12 protein-coding genes and 1 pseudogene are annotated in these 19512 nt (G+C 64.4%); 7 read left to right on the forward strand and 6 right to left on the reverse strand.

Annotation, left to right across the window (positions count from 1 at the left end):
• Positions 1-1071: 1071 nt before the first annotated feature.
• On the forward strand, positions 1072-1584 hold the full coding sequence (locus QOC76_RS02490) for a COG4315 family predicted lipoprotein (RefSeq protein ID WP_526353820.1): 513 nt from the start codon (positions 1072-1074) through the stop codon (positions 1582-1584).
• A gap of 79 nt (positions 1585-1663) precedes the next feature.
• On the opposite strand, the gene QOC76_RS02495 is transcribed toward QOC76_RS02490, so the two are convergent.
• The 4 genes from QOC76_RS02495 to QOC76_RS02510 form a co-directional block, all read right to left on the reverse strand.
• Entirely contained in the window at positions 1664-2209 is a 546-nt protein-coding gene (locus QOC76_RS02495) for a winged helix-turn-helix domain-containing protein (protein ID WP_526353822.1), read from the reverse strand.
• A 637-nt stretch (positions 2210-2846) separates the two neighbouring features.
• Complete coding sequence (locus tag QOC76_RS02500) at positions 2847-3665, reverse strand: hypothetical protein (RefSeq protein WP_526353824.1); 819 nt, start codon at positions 3663-3665, stop codon at positions 2847-2849.
• 555 nt (positions 3666-4220) lie between these two features.
• Complete coding sequence (locus QOC76_RS02505) at positions 4221-4472, reverse strand: hypothetical protein (protein ID WP_526353826.1); 252 nt, start codon at positions 4470-4472, stop codon at positions 4221-4223.
• 469 nt (positions 4473-4941) lie between these two features.
• Positions 4942-9042, reverse strand: a complete 4101-nt coding sequence (locus QOC76_RS02510; RefSeq protein ID WP_526353828.1) for an nSTAND1 domain-containing NTPase — start codon at positions 9040-9042, stop codon at positions 4942-4944.
• A 121-nt stretch (positions 9043-9163) separates the two neighbouring features.
• Here QOC76_RS02510 and QOC76_RS02515 point away from each other — a divergent pair, with 121 nt between their 5' ends.
• On the forward strand, positions 9164-11497 hold the full coding sequence (locus QOC76_RS02515) for a RyR domain-containing protein (RefSeq protein WP_526353830.1): 2334 nt from the start codon (positions 9164-9166) through the stop codon (positions 11495-11497).
• A 453-nt stretch (positions 11498-11950) separates the two neighbouring features.
• A complete protein-coding gene (locus QOC76_RS02520) occupies positions 11951-12499 on the forward strand; it encodes a hypothetical protein (protein ID WP_526353832.1) in 549 nt (182 codons plus the stop codon).
• Here the strand turns inward: QOC76_RS02520 and QOC76_RS02525 are convergent.
• Both QOC76_RS02525 and QOC76_RS02530 read right to left on the reverse strand, forming a co-directional pair.
• Complete coding sequence (locus QOC76_RS02525; protein WP_526353834.1) at positions 12496-13302, reverse strand: class I SAM-dependent methyltransferase; 807 nt, start codon at positions 13300-13302, stop codon at positions 12496-12498. The genes QOC76_RS02520 and QOC76_RS02525 overlap by 4 nt on opposite strands.
• 18 nt (positions 13303-13320) lie before the next feature.
• Positions 13321-13824: a hypothetical protein gene (locus tag QOC76_RS02530; RefSeq protein ID WP_526353836.1), complete on the reverse strand. Its 504-nt coding sequence runs from the start codon at positions 13822-13824 to the stop codon at positions 13321-13323.
• A gap of 434 nt (positions 13825-14258) precedes the next feature.
• Between QOC76_RS02530 and QOC76_RS02535 the strand changes: the two genes are divergently transcribed.
• The 4 genes and pseudogenes from QOC76_RS02535 to QOC76_RS02550 form a co-directional block, all read left to right on the forward strand.
• Positions 14259-16001 (forward strand): ABC transporter ATP-binding protein, encoded by a 1743-nt coding sequence (locus QOC76_RS02535; protein ID WP_526353838.1) that lies wholly within the window; start codon positions 14259-14261, stop codon positions 15999-16001.
• 47 nt (positions 16002-16048) lie between these two features.
• Positions 16049-17053: a phospholipase D-like domain-containing protein gene (locus QOC76_RS02540; protein ID WP_526353840.1), complete on the forward strand. Its 1005-nt coding sequence runs from the start codon at positions 16049-16051 to the stop codon at positions 17051-17053.
• A 720-nt stretch (positions 17054-17773) separates the two neighbouring features.
• Positions 17774-19066 (forward strand): serine hydrolase domain-containing protein, encoded by a 1293-nt coding sequence (locus QOC76_RS02545; protein ID WP_526353842.1) that lies wholly within the window; start codon positions 17774-17776, stop codon positions 19064-19066.
• Positions 19067-19297: 231 nt separating this feature from the next.
• Positions 19298-19512: pseudogene (locus tag QOC76_RS02550) on the forward strand (resuscitation-promoting factor); the annotation flags it as partial.

A 19512-nucleotide genomic window follows, 5' to 3' on the forward strand; every position in this document is an offset into this window, starting at 1 on the left:
CACCGTGTCTGGTGGATAGTCTCCGTTGACCCGAATCATGCGGACGTTGCTTGTCCTTGCGGCCAGCGCCGCGTTGGAGCGTGCCGAACGCTCGACGAACCTCGTGATCAGTGCCGCTTCGTCGGACACGCCGCGGTAGAAGTCTCGATCCATGCGTAGCCGCCGCGTCAGGGGTCGGCTCGTCGGTGACAAGCCAGCAGGCGGCTACGTCGGGCAGGTCCGCGCCGAAGGAAGAGGGCAGACTGAATTGCCCAGCACTCGATCACCGCCGGCGAGCCGCAGCAGGACCAGGCTCGCGCAATCGATTCGATGGCGGGCCAGATTGCCCGCTGCGCATCCAAGGGGTGGCTGCACATCGTCTCTGCGGTGTTCTGGATGTAGTACTCGCGTAGTCGATTTCGGTCATCGCGTGGATTTCGGTTGCTACGCCACCGTGGTCACGGCGCGCACGGCGGCGACAAGATCGTCGACCTACCGCCTCCGGCCCAGACCGGGCAAGCCGCCGCTCACTGTGCGAATCGACCCGCAACTTGACGGCGTGCGCGTGCGACGTGGCAGCTTCCATGTGCTCGGGTGATCCGAGGCGCTGCGGTTCTTCAAACGATGTCCATTCTGAGCTGGCGCGGCGTTCGGCGGCTTGTGAAGAATGGACCGGTCTGCGCTCGAGATCAGCCTTCCGATTGGTAGCGCGAGCGCGAGCGTGAACTCAGACATCTCCATTTCGATTCTCCCATCGAGGGGTTGCACGCGTTTCGCGGCGACACACCGTTGCTCGTCGGAGTCTGCGGAACCCGCCAGTTCGTCGCCGACGCCCCGCGACGACCGGACACCAGCCGGTAGTCGATGATCGAGTGGAGCGAGATCGCCAAACGCAGCTGAGTCATTTACGTGTTTAAAAGCAATCGAGAATCCCAATCGCGGGCAACCGCCGCTGTGGGCCCTGCTGAACTATCCTGGTCGCCCGTCCGTGTCATTGGTGGGCGCATCCGCAGTTAGGTACTCAGCCGCGGCGGTTACCCACACTCGCCGCAGGCGAGACCATCACATCCGTTCATCGTGAGGACTTTGGGCATGAAACGACACCTTCAGCTCGCTGGTTGTGCAGTCGGGGTGCTGCTCGCCAGCGCATGTGGCTCGGGCGCAAGCGGAAACCAGAAGTCGCCAACGCCGGACGCCAGCGCAACCGCCTCGGCGAGCGACCCCGCGGTGAACCCGGCCGGACCCGCCGGCATTTCGACCGCACAGAACTCCTTAGGCACGATCCTGACCGATATGCACGGTCGCGCGGTGTATTTGTTCGAAGCCGACAAGGGTCCCACCTCGACCTGCACCGGCGAATGCGCGCAGGCGTGGCCGCCGCTGACCACCACCGGCACCCCCGTGGCCGGCGCCGGGGTCACCACAGCGCTGTTAGCGACGAGTCCCCGACCCGACGGCACGACGCAACTCACCTACAACGGCCACCCGCTGTACTACTACGACGATGACCACGGCCCTGGAACCACCGCAGGCCAAGGCGAAAGCAGCTACGGAGCGAACTGGTACCTGCTCACTCCGGCTGGACTCAAGATCGATCAGGACTAATCAGCAGGAGCGGACCTGACCGGGGTTCGCACCGCTGCACCCGCGGGCGGGCTTTGGTCATGAAGATCGAGTGTCGACATCACAACTGCACCGAACGGGTACTCCAACGCGTACGGACGTTGGTCCGCCCGGTAACTGTTGGGTCGTCGGCGTGATCAAGCGGTTCGTCAAGGGTCGGGCGCTCCACCCCAACAAGGTTGGCGTCGAAGAAGTTCGCGCCGATGCATATGACGGCATTCGACTCGAATGCGCGGTTGTCGGCGGGTGTGTCCGAGTGGTTGTCTCGGACGACGGGCCGGTAGTACCAGGCCGACCGCCAACGGGTGTTCGGCCGCGTCCGGCTGGGTACCCCACGCGATCGAGTCGCAGGTGGCGCGGGCCTGGGCTTGTCGATCGTCACACAGATCGTCGAGGCCCACGACAGCATCGTCAGTGTTGACGATTCCCCCAGTGGGGGAGCGTGTTTCGTTGTCGAGCTACCGCTAGCCGCCGACGAACCGGTAGCGACACCACGAACGGTTTCGATGTTGTGGCCGGCTAGATCGATCTTGCGCCGCAAGTATCTGACGTATACCTCGACGATGTTCTCGTCGCCGTCATAATCGGTATCCCACACCGCTCTCACGATTTCCCCTTGCTGACCACTTTGTCGCGGGAGTCGTGCTACACAAGGTTTCCCGGACGATCATCGGTGACTACGTCTTGACGCCTCCTCTGAGCACCAGGGCCGTGGCATCAGCCGTTTGTTCCTGGCGGCCCTGGAAAATCGGTGGTCTCCTGCGGAAAGGCTCGATGCAATGTGGGATGGACACTGCTTGGCGGGGCCGATGTTCTCGGGGGGCGGGTGGGGCGCGGTTCCGCCGGCTTCGCTGGCGGCGGTGGTGCGCTAGGTGCCACGGTGGTGATGATCGCTGGCGGCGTGCTCGCCGGAATGCGTGAGGGCGCCTGCGTAGGCGCTGGCGCGGTTGGCGGAGGCGGGAGCACGGGTGCCGCGGTGGTGGTGGTGATCGGAATGACGGGAACGACGACGCCGGTAAGGTCGGCTGGCCCGCGGGCCACCACGAGAACCGCGGACACAATGATGCCCACTGCTGACATCCCTACGGCGGTGAGTGCGATCGCCTCAGCCAGCACTGAGCTGATGGGTCTGGGGGCCCGACCCGACGAGAGAGCTTGCTGTGCACGATGCGGAGTCGTTTGTCCCCACACCGCGCTTAGCCCACCGGGAATCACCGATTCCGGTTCAGCTCGCATATCGGGGTTCAGAACTTCTCGACGGCGATTGCTTGATCGCGCTCGGAGGGACCGCTGACTTGCACGGTCAGGATCAGTCCGACGCCGCGGGCGTAATACTTGTTCTCGACCCCGCCGGTGGAATCGAGCAGGTCGGCGTCCTTGGTGACCAGCAGATCCTTGGCCGGTCCGGTGAGTGGGGTGGACTCGGTGCCGGTGAGGCTGACTACCTCGCCGGTGTCCTCGGCGACTCCTTTGGCGTACTCCTGACGGTACTGATCACCCACGTGGGGGTTCCCCGGCATGACGATGCCGGGCTGTGCCCCAGCGACGCCCGCCTCGAAAGATCCCTTCGTCTCGGCGGTGCCGTCGGTGAACTCTGTGGTGGCTTCGCCGAAATACCAGACGGTGCCGTCGCGGTCCTGGGCGTACCAGTCGAAGGTGTCCTCAGCGGGCTTGCCGTCCAGGGTGACCGTGTCATGCACGACGACGGTGTCCACCCCCACGATCTTCTTCGTGTCGCGGGTGACCTCGGTGGTCGTGCGCTGCAGCCCATCGGGTGTGTGTGCGTCGTAGATTGTGCGGGTGCCCGGGGTGAGCGGCAAATATGGGTTGGTGATCGTGGCCGAGAACGCTGACGGGTCGATCGTCGGCGCGTAGGGGTCGGTGATCTTTATTGGGCCACCGCTCGCGGTGGGGGATGCCAGCGACGAGGCCGTCAGCGGCGCGGCAGAAGTGCCCGGAGCCGGTGTGGGGGCACCTCCTCCGCAGGCCGCTGTGAAACTACACACCAACACCGCTAGCACCACGGTTAGACGCGCAGACGCGTGCCGGATGATCTGGGTCATCGGGGACTCCTCTAGGCCGCAGACACGGACCTCCGTACGGACCATACGCGGTCGCTGCTGACCCCCCGCTGAAAGTGGACCCCCGCTGAATGTGCGTCAGATTGCTGCCCGCCGATCCCGACATTCCTGCGACTGTTGCGACGATTAACAGGCGATATCCTCCAGACCTCAGGCGTATTTGGCGACGGCGACGCCTACCAGGCAGACAGGGTCAAGAGATCCGCGGCTGATCATCGCTTATTCATCGATAATGCACGGGAATCAGCCGGAAACGTCAGTTTGAACCAGGACAGCTTGGGTGACGAAGACCGTTGGCTTACAAGAAAATATCGGCATCGAGCACAAGTCACCGAACGGCCTTCTGCGAATCCGTTGGTCGCGGGTTCGAGCCCCGCCCCTAAGAGCTGTGTTGCCTGGCTGATCGTTGGCAGTGATATGGGCTGATGCTTGAACCAACATCGTCTGGACCTTCCGCGCGTTGGGAGTTCCAGTCAGCGAGCGGACGGATTGCCCCAGCGCATGCGACCGGGGGGCGCCTGCGCGTGATTCCGGCAACTACGGACCAGGAGCCGGCGCGAAGCCCGATGGCGTGGTCGCGGTCACGGTCGGGCTCGCCACGCTTATCTCTGGTGCGGTTGGAGGTGTCGTTGTCGTGATGGTCTGCTCGGTCGCCTGGGGCACCGGACCTACGACTTGATTGGGCTCGGCGGAACCGGCGTCGCCGAAGATCACACCAAGTGCTCCCACGGCGACTACCGCGCTGAAACCGATCGCCGCCGACCCCAACTTCCACTGGTTTGCCTGCACGTTGATCACTCCAATCGGATCGATGGTCTACCCGGGCACCGATGGACATCGCGCAGAGCCAGGGTGGTGACCCTCCGATGTAGGGGTAACCATGCGGCCAAGGATGAAACCCGAAGGGAACGATCAGAGCGCTCGGCGTGGCCTTCGCCGTAGGAACCGCAGCGACCCGAACCGCCGGCGGCCCGACGCCGAAGACGTCTGCCTCTCGTGGCCGGCAGGTATTGCGGATGCACCAGGCCAAGAACATCCTCAACGCATTAGTCAGGTCTGTCTGAACGAGCCGAATCACGACGACAGTTCGTCGTTGCGAAGCTCCACGCCGCCCAGGTTGAACTTCCATCCGACCTCTCCGTTGGTACCCGGCACCCTGTAGGAGACGTCATCACAGGCACACTCGCGCCATCGGGTCTCGGAGGATGTCACATCGTGCGCTGCGGTGGGCCGGGCCCCCTTCGCGTCGACTCGGCTTTCACGGAGCACCGCTGTCCGGCGCTATGGGTAACCCGGGGCACAGTTCGACGTAGGCGACCTCCGGTGACACCCATTCGTGCCACTGCTGGTGGCTCATGTTCTGAGTCAGCTTGGCGCACAGCAGGCTTGCCCAGGCATCGGCTGCCGGGGGAGGGAACAATCGCCGGTTGGCGTTGGGTCCCGTGGAGAGAAGTAGCTGGCCGTCGGGGCTGAACGCCACCCCGAGCGTGTAGAGGTTGTGGGCGTTTATCGGCGGGCCGACCGGCGATGCGCTCGCGGCGTCCCAGAGCCGCATCGTGTGGTCGTCGCTGCGGGACACGATGCGGCCGCCGGCCGGCCCGAACGCTACGTCCGTCACCGCGGCAGTATGTCCCGTCATCGGGCCGCCGATGGGGCGGCCGTAATCGGCGTTCCACAGCCGCAGCGTGGTGTCCCCGCCGCCCGAGACGATGAGGTGCCCGTTGGGGCTGAACGCCACCGCCAACACCGCGTCGGTGTGACCCGTCAGCGGATCGCCTACGCCCTTGCCGGTGTCGGCGTTCCAGACCCGCACCGTGTTGTCGGCGCCACCGGAGCCGACGCGCTGCCCGTCCCAGCTGTACACCACGCTCGTGACGGCGCCCCGGTGTGCATTGATGATTGCGCCCGCGGGGGTTCGGGTGTCGGCGTTCCACCGCTGCAGGGCACCGTCGGCGCCTCCGGAGATGATGTGGTGCCCGTCGGGGCTCATCGCCACGCTCGTTACCGCGTCGTTGCGGCCGTTCGTCAATGTGCCAATGAGTGTCCGGGTGTCGGCATCCCACAGCCGCAGCCTGCCGTCGCGATTGCCGGACACGATGCGGTGGCGGTCCGTGCTGACCGTCACGCTGGTCACCGCCGAAGCGTCGCCGGTGATCGCCGTGCCGGTGGGTTGCGGGCCCACGTCGGCATCCCACACCCGAAGGGTGGCGTCGGCACCGCCGGTGAGCAGGCGGTGGCCGTCTGGGCTGAAGGCGACGGCGTTGATCGCCCCGACGGGCCCGGTCATCGGCTGCGCGACCGGCTGCCCGCTGTTGGCGTCCCACACCCGAAGCGTCCCGTCGAAACTGCCCGAGGCGACGCGGCTGCCGTCCGGGTTGAACACCACGCTGGTCACCGCGTTGAGGTGGCCGGTCATCGGCGCTCCGATGGGCTGGCCGGTGTCCGCGTTCCACAACCGCACCGTGTGATCGACGCCGCCGGACACGATGCGCTGCCCGTCGTCGCTGAACCCCACGGTGGTGACGGCTCCCGTGTGCCCCCGGACTGGCGGTGATACGGGCTGGCCGGCGTCGGCGTTCCAGACCTGCACGCCGCCGTCGGCGTCGCCCGTGACGACGCGGTGGCCGTCGCCGCTGAACGCGACCGTGGTGATCGCGCTGGTCTGCCCGCTCATCGGCGGCGTGACGGGCTGGGCGGTGTCGGCGTTCCACACGCGCACGGTGCCGTTCGTACCGCCGGCTGCGACAAGCTGGCCGTTGTCGCTCAGATCGACGCTCGTCACCGGCGTGTTCTGCACAATCGGTGGCTCGACCGGCTGCCCGGTGACCGCGTTCCATACCCGCACGCTGTCGTCGGCACTGACGAAGGCCACATCGTCGCCGTCTGCGCTCAACGCCGCGTCGGTGACGGCATTGGTCTGCATCATCGGCGGCCCGACCGGCTGGCCGGTGTCGGTGTCCCACACCCGCACCGTATGGTCGGCGCCGCCGGAGACGATGCGATGGCCGTCGCTGCTGAACGTCACGTCCATGATCGCGGCGTTCGATTGGATGATCGTGTCGGTGTCGACCCGCATGAGCGCCGCCGTGAACAATCCACCGATTCTGTCCGGCACGACCCGTTGGGCGGCCAGGATCTGCAAAAGCGCTCGAATGTCGCCGCCGCCTTGGATTCCCGCGAGCATGGCCTGGCCCTGGTTGGTCAACGTCAACCCGAGCGCCTCACGGGTGCGCTCGTTGGCCGTGTGCGTTTCCTTCGTCGCCGCCAGAAAGCCGTAGACAGCGGCGGCGGCTGTCAACAGCGCGACCGCCAGGACGGCGCGCAGCACCAGCGACCGTTTCCGCAATACCACGGCGTGTGCCTGGGCTTTCTCCCTGGCTGTGGTTTCCGCGGCAGCCAGCGCTTCGGCGGCTTCCTGACGATCCTTCGCCGCCTGCAATTCGGCTGCACGCCGGCGGTCTTCGGCCTTCGCGCGTTCCTGCTCCCGTCGCCGAGAGGCGGCCAGGAAATCGTGGATGTGCGCGAGCCGGTCGCGGAATCCCGGTTTGGCGGTTAGGTTTTCGGCTTCGGTCAGTCGGGCGCCTTCCAATAGCCAGGCGTCGTCGCGGCGGCTCTCCTCCCAGGCGGCGGCGGCGCGCTCCACGTGGTCGGCGTCCTTGAGATCCTCGCGCTCGTCGGCCAACCAGGTGGCCAACTCATCCCACTGCCGTAGCAGGCTTTCCAGCGCCACCTCGACCACGACCTCGCCATCGGGGGTGTCCGTGACGAGCAGCCGCCTGGCGACGAATCCCTCAAGCAGCGGCCGACTCTCGGGCGGCAGATCATTCCAGCGTGCGACGCGCCGCACCGGCCGGTCGCTGTCGGCGTTGATCGTGGCCAGCCACGGAACGAATGCGCTGCGGAGCAAGCGCAACTGTGCGGAACGTCGCTCGTCGTCCGAAGCGAGGAGGGCGTCGATCTCGGATTGCAGGACGCCTCGCATCCCGTCCATCGAGTGGTAATCCGGCAGCGTCAACGCGCCGTCGCCGGCATAGTCCTCGTAGAGCCGGGCCAGCGTCAGGGCGAGCAACGGCAGTGTGTCCGCACCCTCGGTGCAGTCCTCCAGGAGGTGATTCACCAGCGCGGGCTCGACCGTCAGTGGGCGCCCACCCTCCGTGGCGCGGGCCGCCGGACCCGTGATGACTTCCTTGAATTGGGTGCGCGGCATCGGTTTGAGGTCGTCGAACAGAACGCTGCCGATTTCGGCGAGCTGCGGGGCGGTCTGTAAGGGCTCATACAGATCACTGCGGATGGTGATCGCGACGATCAACCCGTCGTCCGCCAGGTTTGCGATCAGCTGCAGAAACAGCGCCGCTTCCCGGCCTGCGTCGGCGCTGAAGAGTTCCTCGGCCTGGTCGACCGGCAACAAGAGAGTCGGCAACGACTGCTCGCCGGGTGTGATCAGCAACCGCGCGGTGGCCGCGTGTTGCGCCTCGAGCAGCCACTCTCGAACCCGGTCCGCCCGGCCGGCGAGGCAGGCTTGTTTGATGTCTCCCAGGTTCGGGGCGGACAGGCCGAGCCCGACCCGCGTCGCGTGAATAGCCTTGGCCAACCCCGTATCGCCGACCAGTACGTTGCGCTGTGGGCGGACGATGTCGAGCAGCAGAAAGTCGCGGTCGTCGCGGCGCAGCCGCGGGAGCAAGCCGGCACGCAAGAACGACGACTTGCCGGTCCCCGATGGGCCGAGCACCACGAACAGCGTCTCGAGCCTCGACCTCCGCATCCCTCGCAGCGCGTCGAGTCCGCGCACGATCTGGGCGTCCCGGCCGAAAAACACTGCGGCGTCGACCTCTTCGAGCGGCTCCCACCCCCGATACGGGGCTCGATGAGGATCGTGCGGAGGGGGCCAGACGAATGATTCGGCGCCGATACCCGCACCTACGATCCCGTCGCGCAACCGGTGCAGACCTTCGCACAGGAACTCCACAGGCGCACCCTCGTCGCCGATGTCGACTTCGGTGACCGCGCCCTCACCGAACAAGTCGATCTGTTGCCATTCGGCGGTCGGGTCTTCGCCGGTCAGTTCGCCGATCCGCGCGCTGAAGATCCGCTTGTTCAGGTACTCGGCGAATCGGTACTCGGTTCGGCACTCTGGCGAGGCCGCCCAATTCGCCGACAGCAGGCAGATCACCGCTTCACATCGGGTACTTGCCTGCCGCAGTGCTTCCTTCCACCGCATCCCCGGACGAATGCCAGTGCCCGGATCCAGGTCGAGGAAGATTTCGTTGGCCAACCGCGGATCCTGATCGGTCAGCCACTGGCGCAACGCAATCGCCTGCCGGCTGTCCCGGCTGGAATGGCTCAGGAAGATCCGCGACATGCGTTCACGCCCCAGTTAACACATAGGCAACCGGCCTAGCGTATTTCGGTTACCGTCCTCGGCGGGTGTGAAAACGCGAAAAGCCAAATCTTTCGGCCCCCGCTGAGTGAGGATCAGTCGAGTGCGCGTACTGCGGACGGTATTGCTTGGCTTCGTTGTCGCCGCCACGGCGTATCTGGCGGTGCTCGCGGTACACCCAACTGTGCGAGACGTCGGGCCGGCGTGGCTGCGGTGGTTCGGCCGGCCTGCTTCGGGCCAGACCATTGCCGTCGTCGCGCTGGCGATCATCGCGCTGTGTGTGGTCGGTTTCCGGTCCGGCACCGCTGGCGGCAAAGGCAGCGTGTCGCTGACCATTCTGCTGGCGCTGACCGTGATGAATTGCGTGCTCGGTATGGCGTCCTACTGGAACTGTCACGACGCGGCGCATCCCGTCCTCATCACGCCGCTGATGTGGACCGCCCAGCTGGTCAAGGGCGGCACCTCCGAGCTGCACCTGAACGGTCAATTCTGTCCCGACCCTATCCCGGTGGCGCTGGACGTGGCGCGGCTATCATCCCTCGGCGTGATCTTCCTCGGGGTGGCGAGCGTGGCCGTGGCGCTGTTCCGCAACCAGGTGGATCGCATTCGGGCACGTGCAGCACGATCGGTGACCGTCGTCGTCGGCGTGGACGACGACTCTCGATCGATGATCAAGGCGGTGGCCGAAACACTGGAGCCGAACGCTCAACTGGTGCTTCTCACCGAAAACCCCGATCAGCCCAGTGCGGCGGAATCTCGCCGCGAGGGGGCGGCCGTGTTGGCCGCCGACCTGGATTCCCCGAAAGTGGTTGAGGCCCTGCCGTTATGGCACAAGTTGGACCGGCTGTATCTGCTGGACGCCGACCCGTCGACCAATTTGATGCGGCTGCACACCATCGGACAGGCCAGGTCCGCACGCGGCGCGGATCGGCGCATTCCGCTGATCGTGCGCATCGACGACCCGTGGTATGCGGTCGCCTGGCGGGCACGGCAGTTCGGCGGTGGCGACGCCGGGTGGGCCGCCGATGCGGTGGGCAAGTATGAGGTGACCGCGAATCGGCTGCTCGACGAGATCACCGGCGACCGTGCTATCACCCGCGTCTTTGTCTGCGGCACGTCGCCGCTGACCTTGGCGCTCTGCGCCGACCTCGAACAGCGTCGGCGCGAGCATGACTTCTGCGTCGAGCGGGCTGACGAAACGCTGCCGGTTATCACGCTTGTCGCGGAATCCGCCGACGAGTACCGCGACGACCACCTACACCGACAGCAGCGGCTCGGTCTCCCACCGGGCGTTGACTACATCGAGGCGGTGGGTGAATCGCCTTCCATGCCGGTGTTGGCGCGGTTGGTCGAGGAGAAGAGCGACACCGGTTCCTGTGCGGTGATCTTCGTCGACGTCGACCCGATGTTCGGCGTTTCGATCGACCCGACGATTGCGACACGGCTGGCGATGCGGTTTCCCGACGTGCCGGTCTTCGCCTGGAATCCAATGGCGGCAGGCGCAGGCGGCGAGCGGCCGAGCCTGGAGAAGCTGCGCACATTTCGGCTCACCATGGACCTGCCCTCAGGGCAGGCCCACGACGCGTGGGAGCGGGCGGCGATGCTCATCCACGAGCGATATAGAACTGCGGTCGCCGGGGCATCGCCCGCCCGGCGACCCTGGGCCGAACTGGATGAGTTCTATCGCGGCTCGAACCGCCGCCAGGTGCGCAATGCATTGTGGCTCGCGGAGCAGATCGGCGGGCATTCTTGGGCCGATCTGAATCACGGTGTCACGCAAGCGCCGCAGCAGCCGTCTGCTGATCCGTTGGAGCAGCTGCAGACGATGGGTTTCGACCGGTCGGCGGCGCTGGCCATGGCGCGTGCCGAACATGAAGACTGGTGCCGGTATTACAAGAAAGCGGGCTGGCGGCACGGGGCCCGTCGCGACGACGAGCGCAAGACGCATCCCAACCTCACCGACTGGCGCACGATCGAAGCGAACCCGGAACTCCTCCATGCGGCATTGACCAGTCTGGTGGCGACATTTTCGCAATTGGCCGAACTCGGGTACCGATCGGTGCCGTCGTGGCGGCGTTATCGCCGCGTCGGTGTCGTCACCGCCGAGCAGCGCCCCGAGCCGTGGACCTGGACTTCGGACTCCGGGCACGAAATGCAGGCGGGACCCGGGGACTGGCTGCTGGAAAACGCCGATGGGTCCCGGTGGTCTGTCCGCGATGACATCTTCCGCGGCACGTACGAGCATGTCGGTGGGCGGTCTTGGCGCAGCACCGGTTTCGTCATGGCGCGGCCGGCGCGACCCGGTGAGACAGTCGATACGCTCGAGGGTCGCGCGGCGGCGGGTGTGGGCGCCTGGATAGTGCAGGGGGAGCGAGGCGAACAGTGGCCGGTATCCGCCGAGGAGTTCCGCGGCCACTACGAGGGAGCCGTTGAGTGACGCGATTCGTTCGCACACAATTCCTGTAACGGCACTATTAACGTTAGGGACACTTCACTTTCGAAGCTCAAGCCAATAACTTTTGACATCTTTTTCAATAAGTCAACTCGCGAAGCCGATTGGCGTAACGTCAAATTCACAAATTCTCAGACCTATCGGGAGGAATCTGATGCGCAAATTCGGCATGGCCCTTGCCGTAGCCGCAATGATCACAGGATCGCTGGCTACCGCCCAGACCACGTATGCCGCGCAGGCTTCGCACGATACGAATGTGTACACGCAACCCGCGGTGCCGAAGGCGCCTGGAGTGCAAATGCTCGACTGCGTCGGAACGACCGGCGGGATGGGTTGCGGTCCAGGCTGGTTCTGGCGCGACGGCTGGCGCGGATTTGCCTGCTACCCCTGCTGACACTCACCGAAATCTACGAACTTCTCAGATTGGAGCATGTCGTAATGAACGCTTCCACGAGGGCGATCGGCAGCTCGGCCGTAACCGCGCTGCTGGTGATTGGTGTGACCATCGGCGGCACGGGTTCTGCCGCGGCACAACCCGGCGACTACAGCACCCTGCCGGTCGATCCGAACCTCATCACCGATTCGTTGGCCTACAGCGCGGCCCCACCCGTCATCGACCCGAACGGACAGCCGGGTGTCACGGCCGTCTACAACCACCGCGACGGTGGTCGCCAGATCACCAGCACCATCCTGGTCCTGCCGGACGCTGCGGCTGCGACCGCCGCGTTGAACGGGTCACGCGCGGAACTGGCAGGCAAGGTGGCCAACGGACAGACACAGCCCGCCGCGGTGGGGGCTGGCGGGACGATGGTCTCCGGGATGTCGCCGGACGGCTCGAAATCGGTGACCGTGTTGACGTTCACCCAGGGAAACGCGGCAACGACGATCGAGTTCGACGGGGCGCCAAAGGATCCGGCACCTGCCGACCTGGTCGTTGAGCTCGGCCAGAAGCAGGACACGGCGATCAGAGACTGGCAGGCCGCCTAGGGTTGCGGCTTGCGACCCCAGACCGACTGCGTCAGCTGGGCGCGGTAGGCGAAGGTCGGGTCCTCGTAGGCGCGTCGCATCTGCGCGACGTCCGACTCGCTGAGGACGCCGCCGGCGATGACCGCATCATCGATGCGCTCCCATGTCTTGAGCCACATGTGCGAGAACGGGTCGCCGCCGCGGATGACCCGTGCAACGCCCTCGTTGCCCATCTCGCTCAGCCCGAGGGCCTCCACGTAGAGCGGCAGCACCTTGCCGAACCGCAAGTCGGTGATCTTCGCCGCCGATGCGAACTCGACCCGCTTGCGATAGCAGAAGTCGAAGGTTTGCGACAGAGGGTGGGCGGGATCGAGCGACCCGGCGACGTCGTTGTCGGGCTCTTCGGCGACGATCCAGCCGCCCGGTCGCAACGCCGCGGTCATGCGCCGCAAGGCGTCGGCGGGATCGTCGAGGTGCATCAGGAGAAACCGGCTGTGGACGAGGTCGTAGGATTCGGGCTCGAAGTCGTCGCGGGCGATATCGCACCGGCGCACTTCGACATTGGCTTCACGCAGATCTCCGAGATACCTCGGGTCGATGTCGGCGGCCACCACCGTCCCGGACGGGCCGACACGTTCGGCGAGCCAGCGCACCAGCCCGCCGGCGCCGGCGCCGACCTCCAGACAACGCCACCCCGCGCGTACACCGATGGCGTCGAGGTATCGGCGGGTGTGCGGGTCGCACTCGTCCTCCAGCAGCCGTAAGCGCGCCAGCTCGTCTTGCGAATCCGCGTCCGCGGCGAAGTAGTGGCCCACGATTGGCATCGGACAATCCTTGTCACATCAGGGCGCGGTTAGCGAGAACTCCTGCTTATAGGAACCGTCGGCGTTGCGTGTGCTGGTGAGCTGGCCACCCGCTCCGTTGTATTTGCCGGTCCCGCCGATCACCGCCCGTACGACAGGATGGTCGGGCGCGAATACAGGGGCGTTGGACGGGTAGTCGGGCACGCCCGCCACCACGATCTGGTCCTGCTGGTTCCCAAATACGAAGAACATCAGCGTTGCCCGCTGCTCGGTATCCGGATTCGAGGTGTCCGCCGGTTTGACCACCGTCTTCGTCCCGTACACCTTGCCGGTCACGTCACCGCCGGAGCGGTCGCGCAAATCGGCGAAGAAGTAGTGGGCGTCGCCCGGGCTGTTGCCCTGCTTCCCGACGTCGACGGGATTCAACGTCGGGGCATCCTCATACACAGTCAAGGATGATGTGGTGTTTCCGCGTTCACATGCGGCGGTAGCGCCGACGATCAACGCCAGCGCACATACCCAGGCAGCCTTACGCGATGTCATAGGATAGCTGCCCCTCATCTGTCGAGGAAAATAGCTTTGACCGCCGGTCTGCCGCGACATTCCGACGAATGATGCAGAGCGTATCGCCGACAGGTGACGGTCAGCACCCATTTGCTGATTGTTTCCGCGGGAAAATTCAAGGCAGCAACAGTTTTCACCGTTAGAGGGTGAGCCACAAACTACAGACGAATCGAGCGCGGCGGCACGAAGCGGATCTGATGGTGACAGGCGGTGGACGGGCATGATGCCCTTTAGCCAGCATAATTAACAACAGCGAAAATTCTGCGGCCGCGCTGACATTCGCCATAAGTTCGGCGCCACTCCGGTATTCTCAGGCTGTCTTTGGGCAGGTCGGCGCAAACTGTTCAAGCCCCACACAGAGAAAACGGTTTGACATGGTGCGCCTTATTCGTGAACTGATCCACCCTTACCGCGTGGTTCTCGCCATCGTCTTGGCTGCGATGCTCGTGCAGACGGCGATGAGCCTGGCCGCGCCTTGGATGCTCAAGATCATCCTCGACAACGTCGTCCCACGAGACCCACACCCGCTTCCTGAATGGATGTCTCCACTGCTATCGATCCTTGGTGGGGAAGGCAGAATGCACATCGCTTTACTGGTGGCGATTTTTACCGTGGTCATTGCCGTCATAAGCGGCATCGCTTCTTACATCGCCAACTACTACACCGAAACTGCCGGCCAGTGGGTGGCGAACGATCTGCGGATGCGGACATACCACCACTTGCATCGCCTTTCGCTCAGCTATTACGACAGCCACCAGATCGGCACAATTCTCAGCACCATCACCGACGACGTCGAGACGGTCCAGGACTTCGCGTCCGAAGATACGTCCGACATGTTCATCGACATGTTGACGATTGTCGGCATGTTGAGCGTGATGTTCTGGCTCAACTGGGATTTCGGTCTGATTGCCGCTGCGGTGACGCCCTTCCTGCTCCTGTTGGTGTCGAGGATCCGAAGAGCGGTGAAGCAGGCAACCCACGAGGTGCGAAAACGCCAGGCCGACATCGTCGCCACGATGCAGCAGGGCCTGGAATCCGTTCGAGTGGTCCAGGCATTCCAGCGCCAGGACTTGGAGGAGGAGGTACTAGGGCAGGCCAGCAAAGAATCCGTCCAGGCAGCATTGCGGGCCCGGTTGGTGAAGTCGCTACTCTCGCCGATCGTCGGCGTTGTCGTTGCGTTGTGCACCGGGTTTGTGCTCTACCGTGGCTCATCGCTGGTCCTGGCAGGAGCCATGACGACGGGGGCGCTCGTGGTTTTTCTTTCGTATCTCGCAAAGTTCTTCAAACCGGTGCAAGACCTCGCCTCGATGACGAACTCCATTGCCCAGGCCTCGGTCGCGGTTGAACGCCTACGGGCGATCCTCGACACCGACACCATCATTCCCGAGCGGCCCGACGCTATAGATCCAGAGCCGTTCCGCGGTGGAATCGACTTCAAGAATGTGGTCTTCGGTTATGACTCGGCGGAACCGGTGTTGCGCGATGTCACTTTCAACATTGAGCCGGGGCAACTAGTGGGGGTGGTAGGGCCAACCGGGAGCGGCAAGTCCACCGTCGTGAGCCTCATCCCGCGGTTCTACGACGCGAACGCCGGAAGCATAAAGATCGACGGTGTCGATATCCGGGACTACACGCTGCACGGACTCCGCAAGCACATTGGCTTCGTACTGCAGGACACGGTGTTGTTCCGGGGAACCGTGCGCGCCAACATCGCCTATGGCCACCCCGGCGCCACGGAGGACGAAATTGTCGAGGCGGCGAAACTCGCTAATGCGCACGATTTCATCATCCGCATGCCTCTTGGCTACGACAGCCCGATAGGCGAGCGAGGTCTCACCCTTTCAGGGGGCCAGCGGCAACGCATCGGGATCGCCCGCGCTATCATCCGCAACAATCCGATTCTGATTCTCGACGAGCCGACGGCGGCGCTCGACACGGAGTCCGAAGCGCTGGTGGTCGAGGCCTTGGAACGGCTGATGAAGGGCCGCACCGTCATCACCATCGCCCATCGTCTGAGCACCATCCGCGACGCTGACAAAATCATCGTCCTGAAAGAGGGGGTGGTGGCAGAAGAAGGTAACCACCATCAGTTACTGGCGCTCAACGGACTCTATACCGAGCTGCATCGCAGGCAGTACAAGGACGAGTCGGCGTGAGCCGGCTCATAACATCACGTGCGAGCCACCCAACCTCAGAAGGCTAAATGTCACGTTTTCTGATCGTCCTACCCGATGATTCCGCCCGGCCCATCCTCGACGCCATCAATCGGGCGACCAAGTCGCTTCGAATCAAGATGTTCGTCTTTTCTGATCCGGAGCTGCTGAATGCGGTGATCGCCGCCCAGCAGCGGGACGTGAAGGTCCGCGTGATGCTCAATCCTGCTCGGCGCACCGGTGAATCGGAGAATGTGGAGTCACGTGCCAGGCTGACCGAGGCAGGGGTGGCGGTTCTTGACAGCAATCCCGCTTTCGGCCTAACCCATGAGAAGTCCATGGTCGTGGATGACACACAGGCGTTCGTCAAGTCGCTCAATTGGGCGACGGAAAACTTCACCGAGACGCGGGATTACGCCGTGGTGACGTCGCGTGAAGCTGAGGTACAGGAGATCATCGACTGTTTCGAGGCCGACTGGAGCCGAGAGAGCTTTGATCCCGGGCAGCGTGCGCACCTCATCTGGTGTCCCACCAATGGCCGGGACCGACTCGCTCAACTCATCGATGCGGCGGAGCACGTTCTATTCATCCAGAACGAGCGCTATCAGGATCCGATCATGATTGAGCGCTTGGTCCGAGCTGCGCGCCGCGGGGTGAAGGTTCACCTCATGGCGCGCCCGGCGCATACGCTCAAGGAGGATCAGCTCATTGAGGGGGTCGGCGGCCTGCGCATCCTGCACGACGTGGGAATCAAGATCCACAAGCTCAAACATCTCAAACTGCACGCCAAAATGATTCTGGCAGACGGCGATCGAGGCATCGTCGGGTCAATCAATCTGGCTCCGGGTAGCTTCGACAGCCGACGTGAACTGGCGATCGAGATGCGCGACGACGACGTGACGACACGCTTGCACAAAGTGGCGCAACATGACTGGGAGAATTCGCTTCCACTCGACTTGAGTGACGAAGGCTTGCTCGCTGATCTCGGAGATCGCTATGCGGACGGCGCGGCGAAACTGGGGCTAAGGCCGAATAACCCGAAGCAGATGCGCTGAGCAGGGTAACTCAACGCGTCACGGTGTAGTCCTCCCAACAGGTCGCCCGGCGCAGCGGCTGGCTCGCTCTGCAACAGGCGGTCGCCCAGTCCGGATCTGCACGTCGGGCATGCCGGACATCTGCTGCGCGAGCTGTTGCAGGGTGATCTCATTCACCGTTTCGTGAGCGAACCGATCGCGAAGACGGTGTCGGCGCGGACGTCGTTTTACCCGTTCAGAACCCGCCCAGTAATAGGGGATATGCCGACGCGCCCGCAAAACGCGACGGCGCAGCCGAAGGTCCGTCGGAATTCGCTGTCTAGGTCGTTACGCAGCGCGTCCATTCGTTCAGTGATGGAGTTCGTGACGATGTCTTGAGTGAGTGGCACGGGCTTCCTACTGGGATGTCAATTGACCAAGACTCGTGTGCCACAAGCCTATCTCGCGCATCTCCTCGTCTGGTTCGCTTCGCCCACTGTCATCGGAATTGGCCGAACGCAACGAGGATTTCAGTATTCCGCCATCAGGGTCCGCTATGTGGATTTCGCCGGCGTTTGCGTGCTCTCCTTCATCCAGCGTCAATATTGCGGTGAAAGGGGTCGCAGAAGATCATTCCAGCCAACGCGTTGACTTATTGATCCCTGATGGAGTAACGACTGCAGACTAGAAAGGGTTAAACGAGTCTATGTCGAACCATTTGTAGCGGCCCGAGTGGCGGGGGAAGGTCAGCATATGAGGGGCATGTCACGGCGAGAGTTCGCTCGGCTAGCGGCGGGTGCGGGCGTCCTGGGCATTGGTGGGACAGCCGTTGCTTGCGCTGCGCCGCCGGGGCCGAAACCCTCCGAGCAAACGCAGACCGCTTCCGTCGCACCCGACGCCCCCATCAGACCTATCAAACTGACCCAGGCCGACCTGGACCGCATCATCGGTGACCGAGCCAATGCGCTCTTGGATGGCCTGCGGTCCAAGACAAACCAGCCCGGCGTGCACTACGGGGTCGCCGTCGCCTTCGCTTATCCGAAACACCAGTTCAATCCGTTTTACATGTACGGTGCAGTGGCCGACCAGACGCCGCCCACCGAGAGAACGATCTTCGCCATCGGTTCGATCACCAAGACTTTCACCGCGGCCCTGTTCGCGAACGGGGCATTCATGCGCCCTGACGGCTTCGATTGGGACGCGGGGTTGCAGCGCTATCTCGGCGGATACCTCGGAGCCGCACGCAATCTGAGTCCGACAATGCAGCAGATCACCCCGCGAATGCTGGCCCAGCACACCTCCGGTCTCGCCCGGGAATCCACCGGGGACCAAGACGGCGTCGGGCTATTCCAAACTGATCCGTCCACGCCACCACCGAGGCTGATGGATGTGTGGAAGACCGACGATGGGCCGCAGCCGGGTACCTGCTGGGAATACTCCAACCTCGGTTTCATCACGCTCGGTTTCGCCACTGTCTCGGCGTATGGCGCTGCGGCCGGGAACCCGGCCACTTCGTCGCCGGCGCAGGCCTATTCGGCGCTGCTGCACGATCAGATCACCCAGCCGCTGAACCTGCCCGACACGGTTACGGTCCCGCCCAGCGGCGCCCCCGTGGCCCAGGCGTACCCGAACGGCGCCCGCGCGGTGTCGGCCGGCGCCGCCTCGGACATCAAGTCGTCGGCCGCAGACATGCACACCTGGCTGCTGGCGCATTTGGGGGCTGCCGACCAAACGTCAAGCCTGATGAGGGGACTCGCCGCGACGACCCAGCCTGCCCCGTTGAAGATTGACGTGTGCGGGAAACCGAACCCGGGGCCGACGGACATGGCGCTGGCCTGGCAGGTGCAGCCCGGACCGCCGCAGATCATCTGGAAGGACGGGCTGACGTCGTTGGGTGGCTGCTCGTGCTGGATCGGCATGACTCCGGCGGGCCCCGCTCGAGAGCCACTGGGCATCGCGGTCCTCGTCAACGGCTACTGGAACAAAGACGATCCCAAGGTGCTCGCCGACGCCTATGGACAAGCGATGCTCAAGCAGATCTCAGCCGCGATCTAAGCGCGGTTCCGTTACTCTCGCGGATACCCTTGCCCTGCAATGCCGCAGGGGAATCGGTGGCGACCAACGGTTCGCGCCTAACGGACGGCCATCGCCGCGGCGTTAACCGCGATACCGACCGAGCAACGCGGCGTACTCGTCGAGCAACCGAATCGATTCGTCGAGCGGCTTGGTAGACAGCAGCAGCGCCACCTGCCCGAACCCCACGGCGGTGTCGCCAGCGACCGCCGCTTGGCCGCGCTCAACGTGGGCCTGCTGCTGGCCGCCGCCGAAGCGCCGTTGGAACAGGACGACATGGTGGTGCCGCCGGCGTCGACGCCGGTCACCGAGGGCGTGCAGATCGCGGTCACCCGCATCCGGACGCAGAAGGTCACCGCGCGCATGCCGCTGCCGCCATCGACACGACGCATCGCGGACCCCGCGATGAACATGAGCCGCTACGTTGT

This window comes from Mycobacterium sp., assembly GCF_032159565.1.
GTDB lineage: Bacteria > Actinomycetota > Actinomycetes > Mycobacteriales > Mycobacteriaceae > Mycobacterium.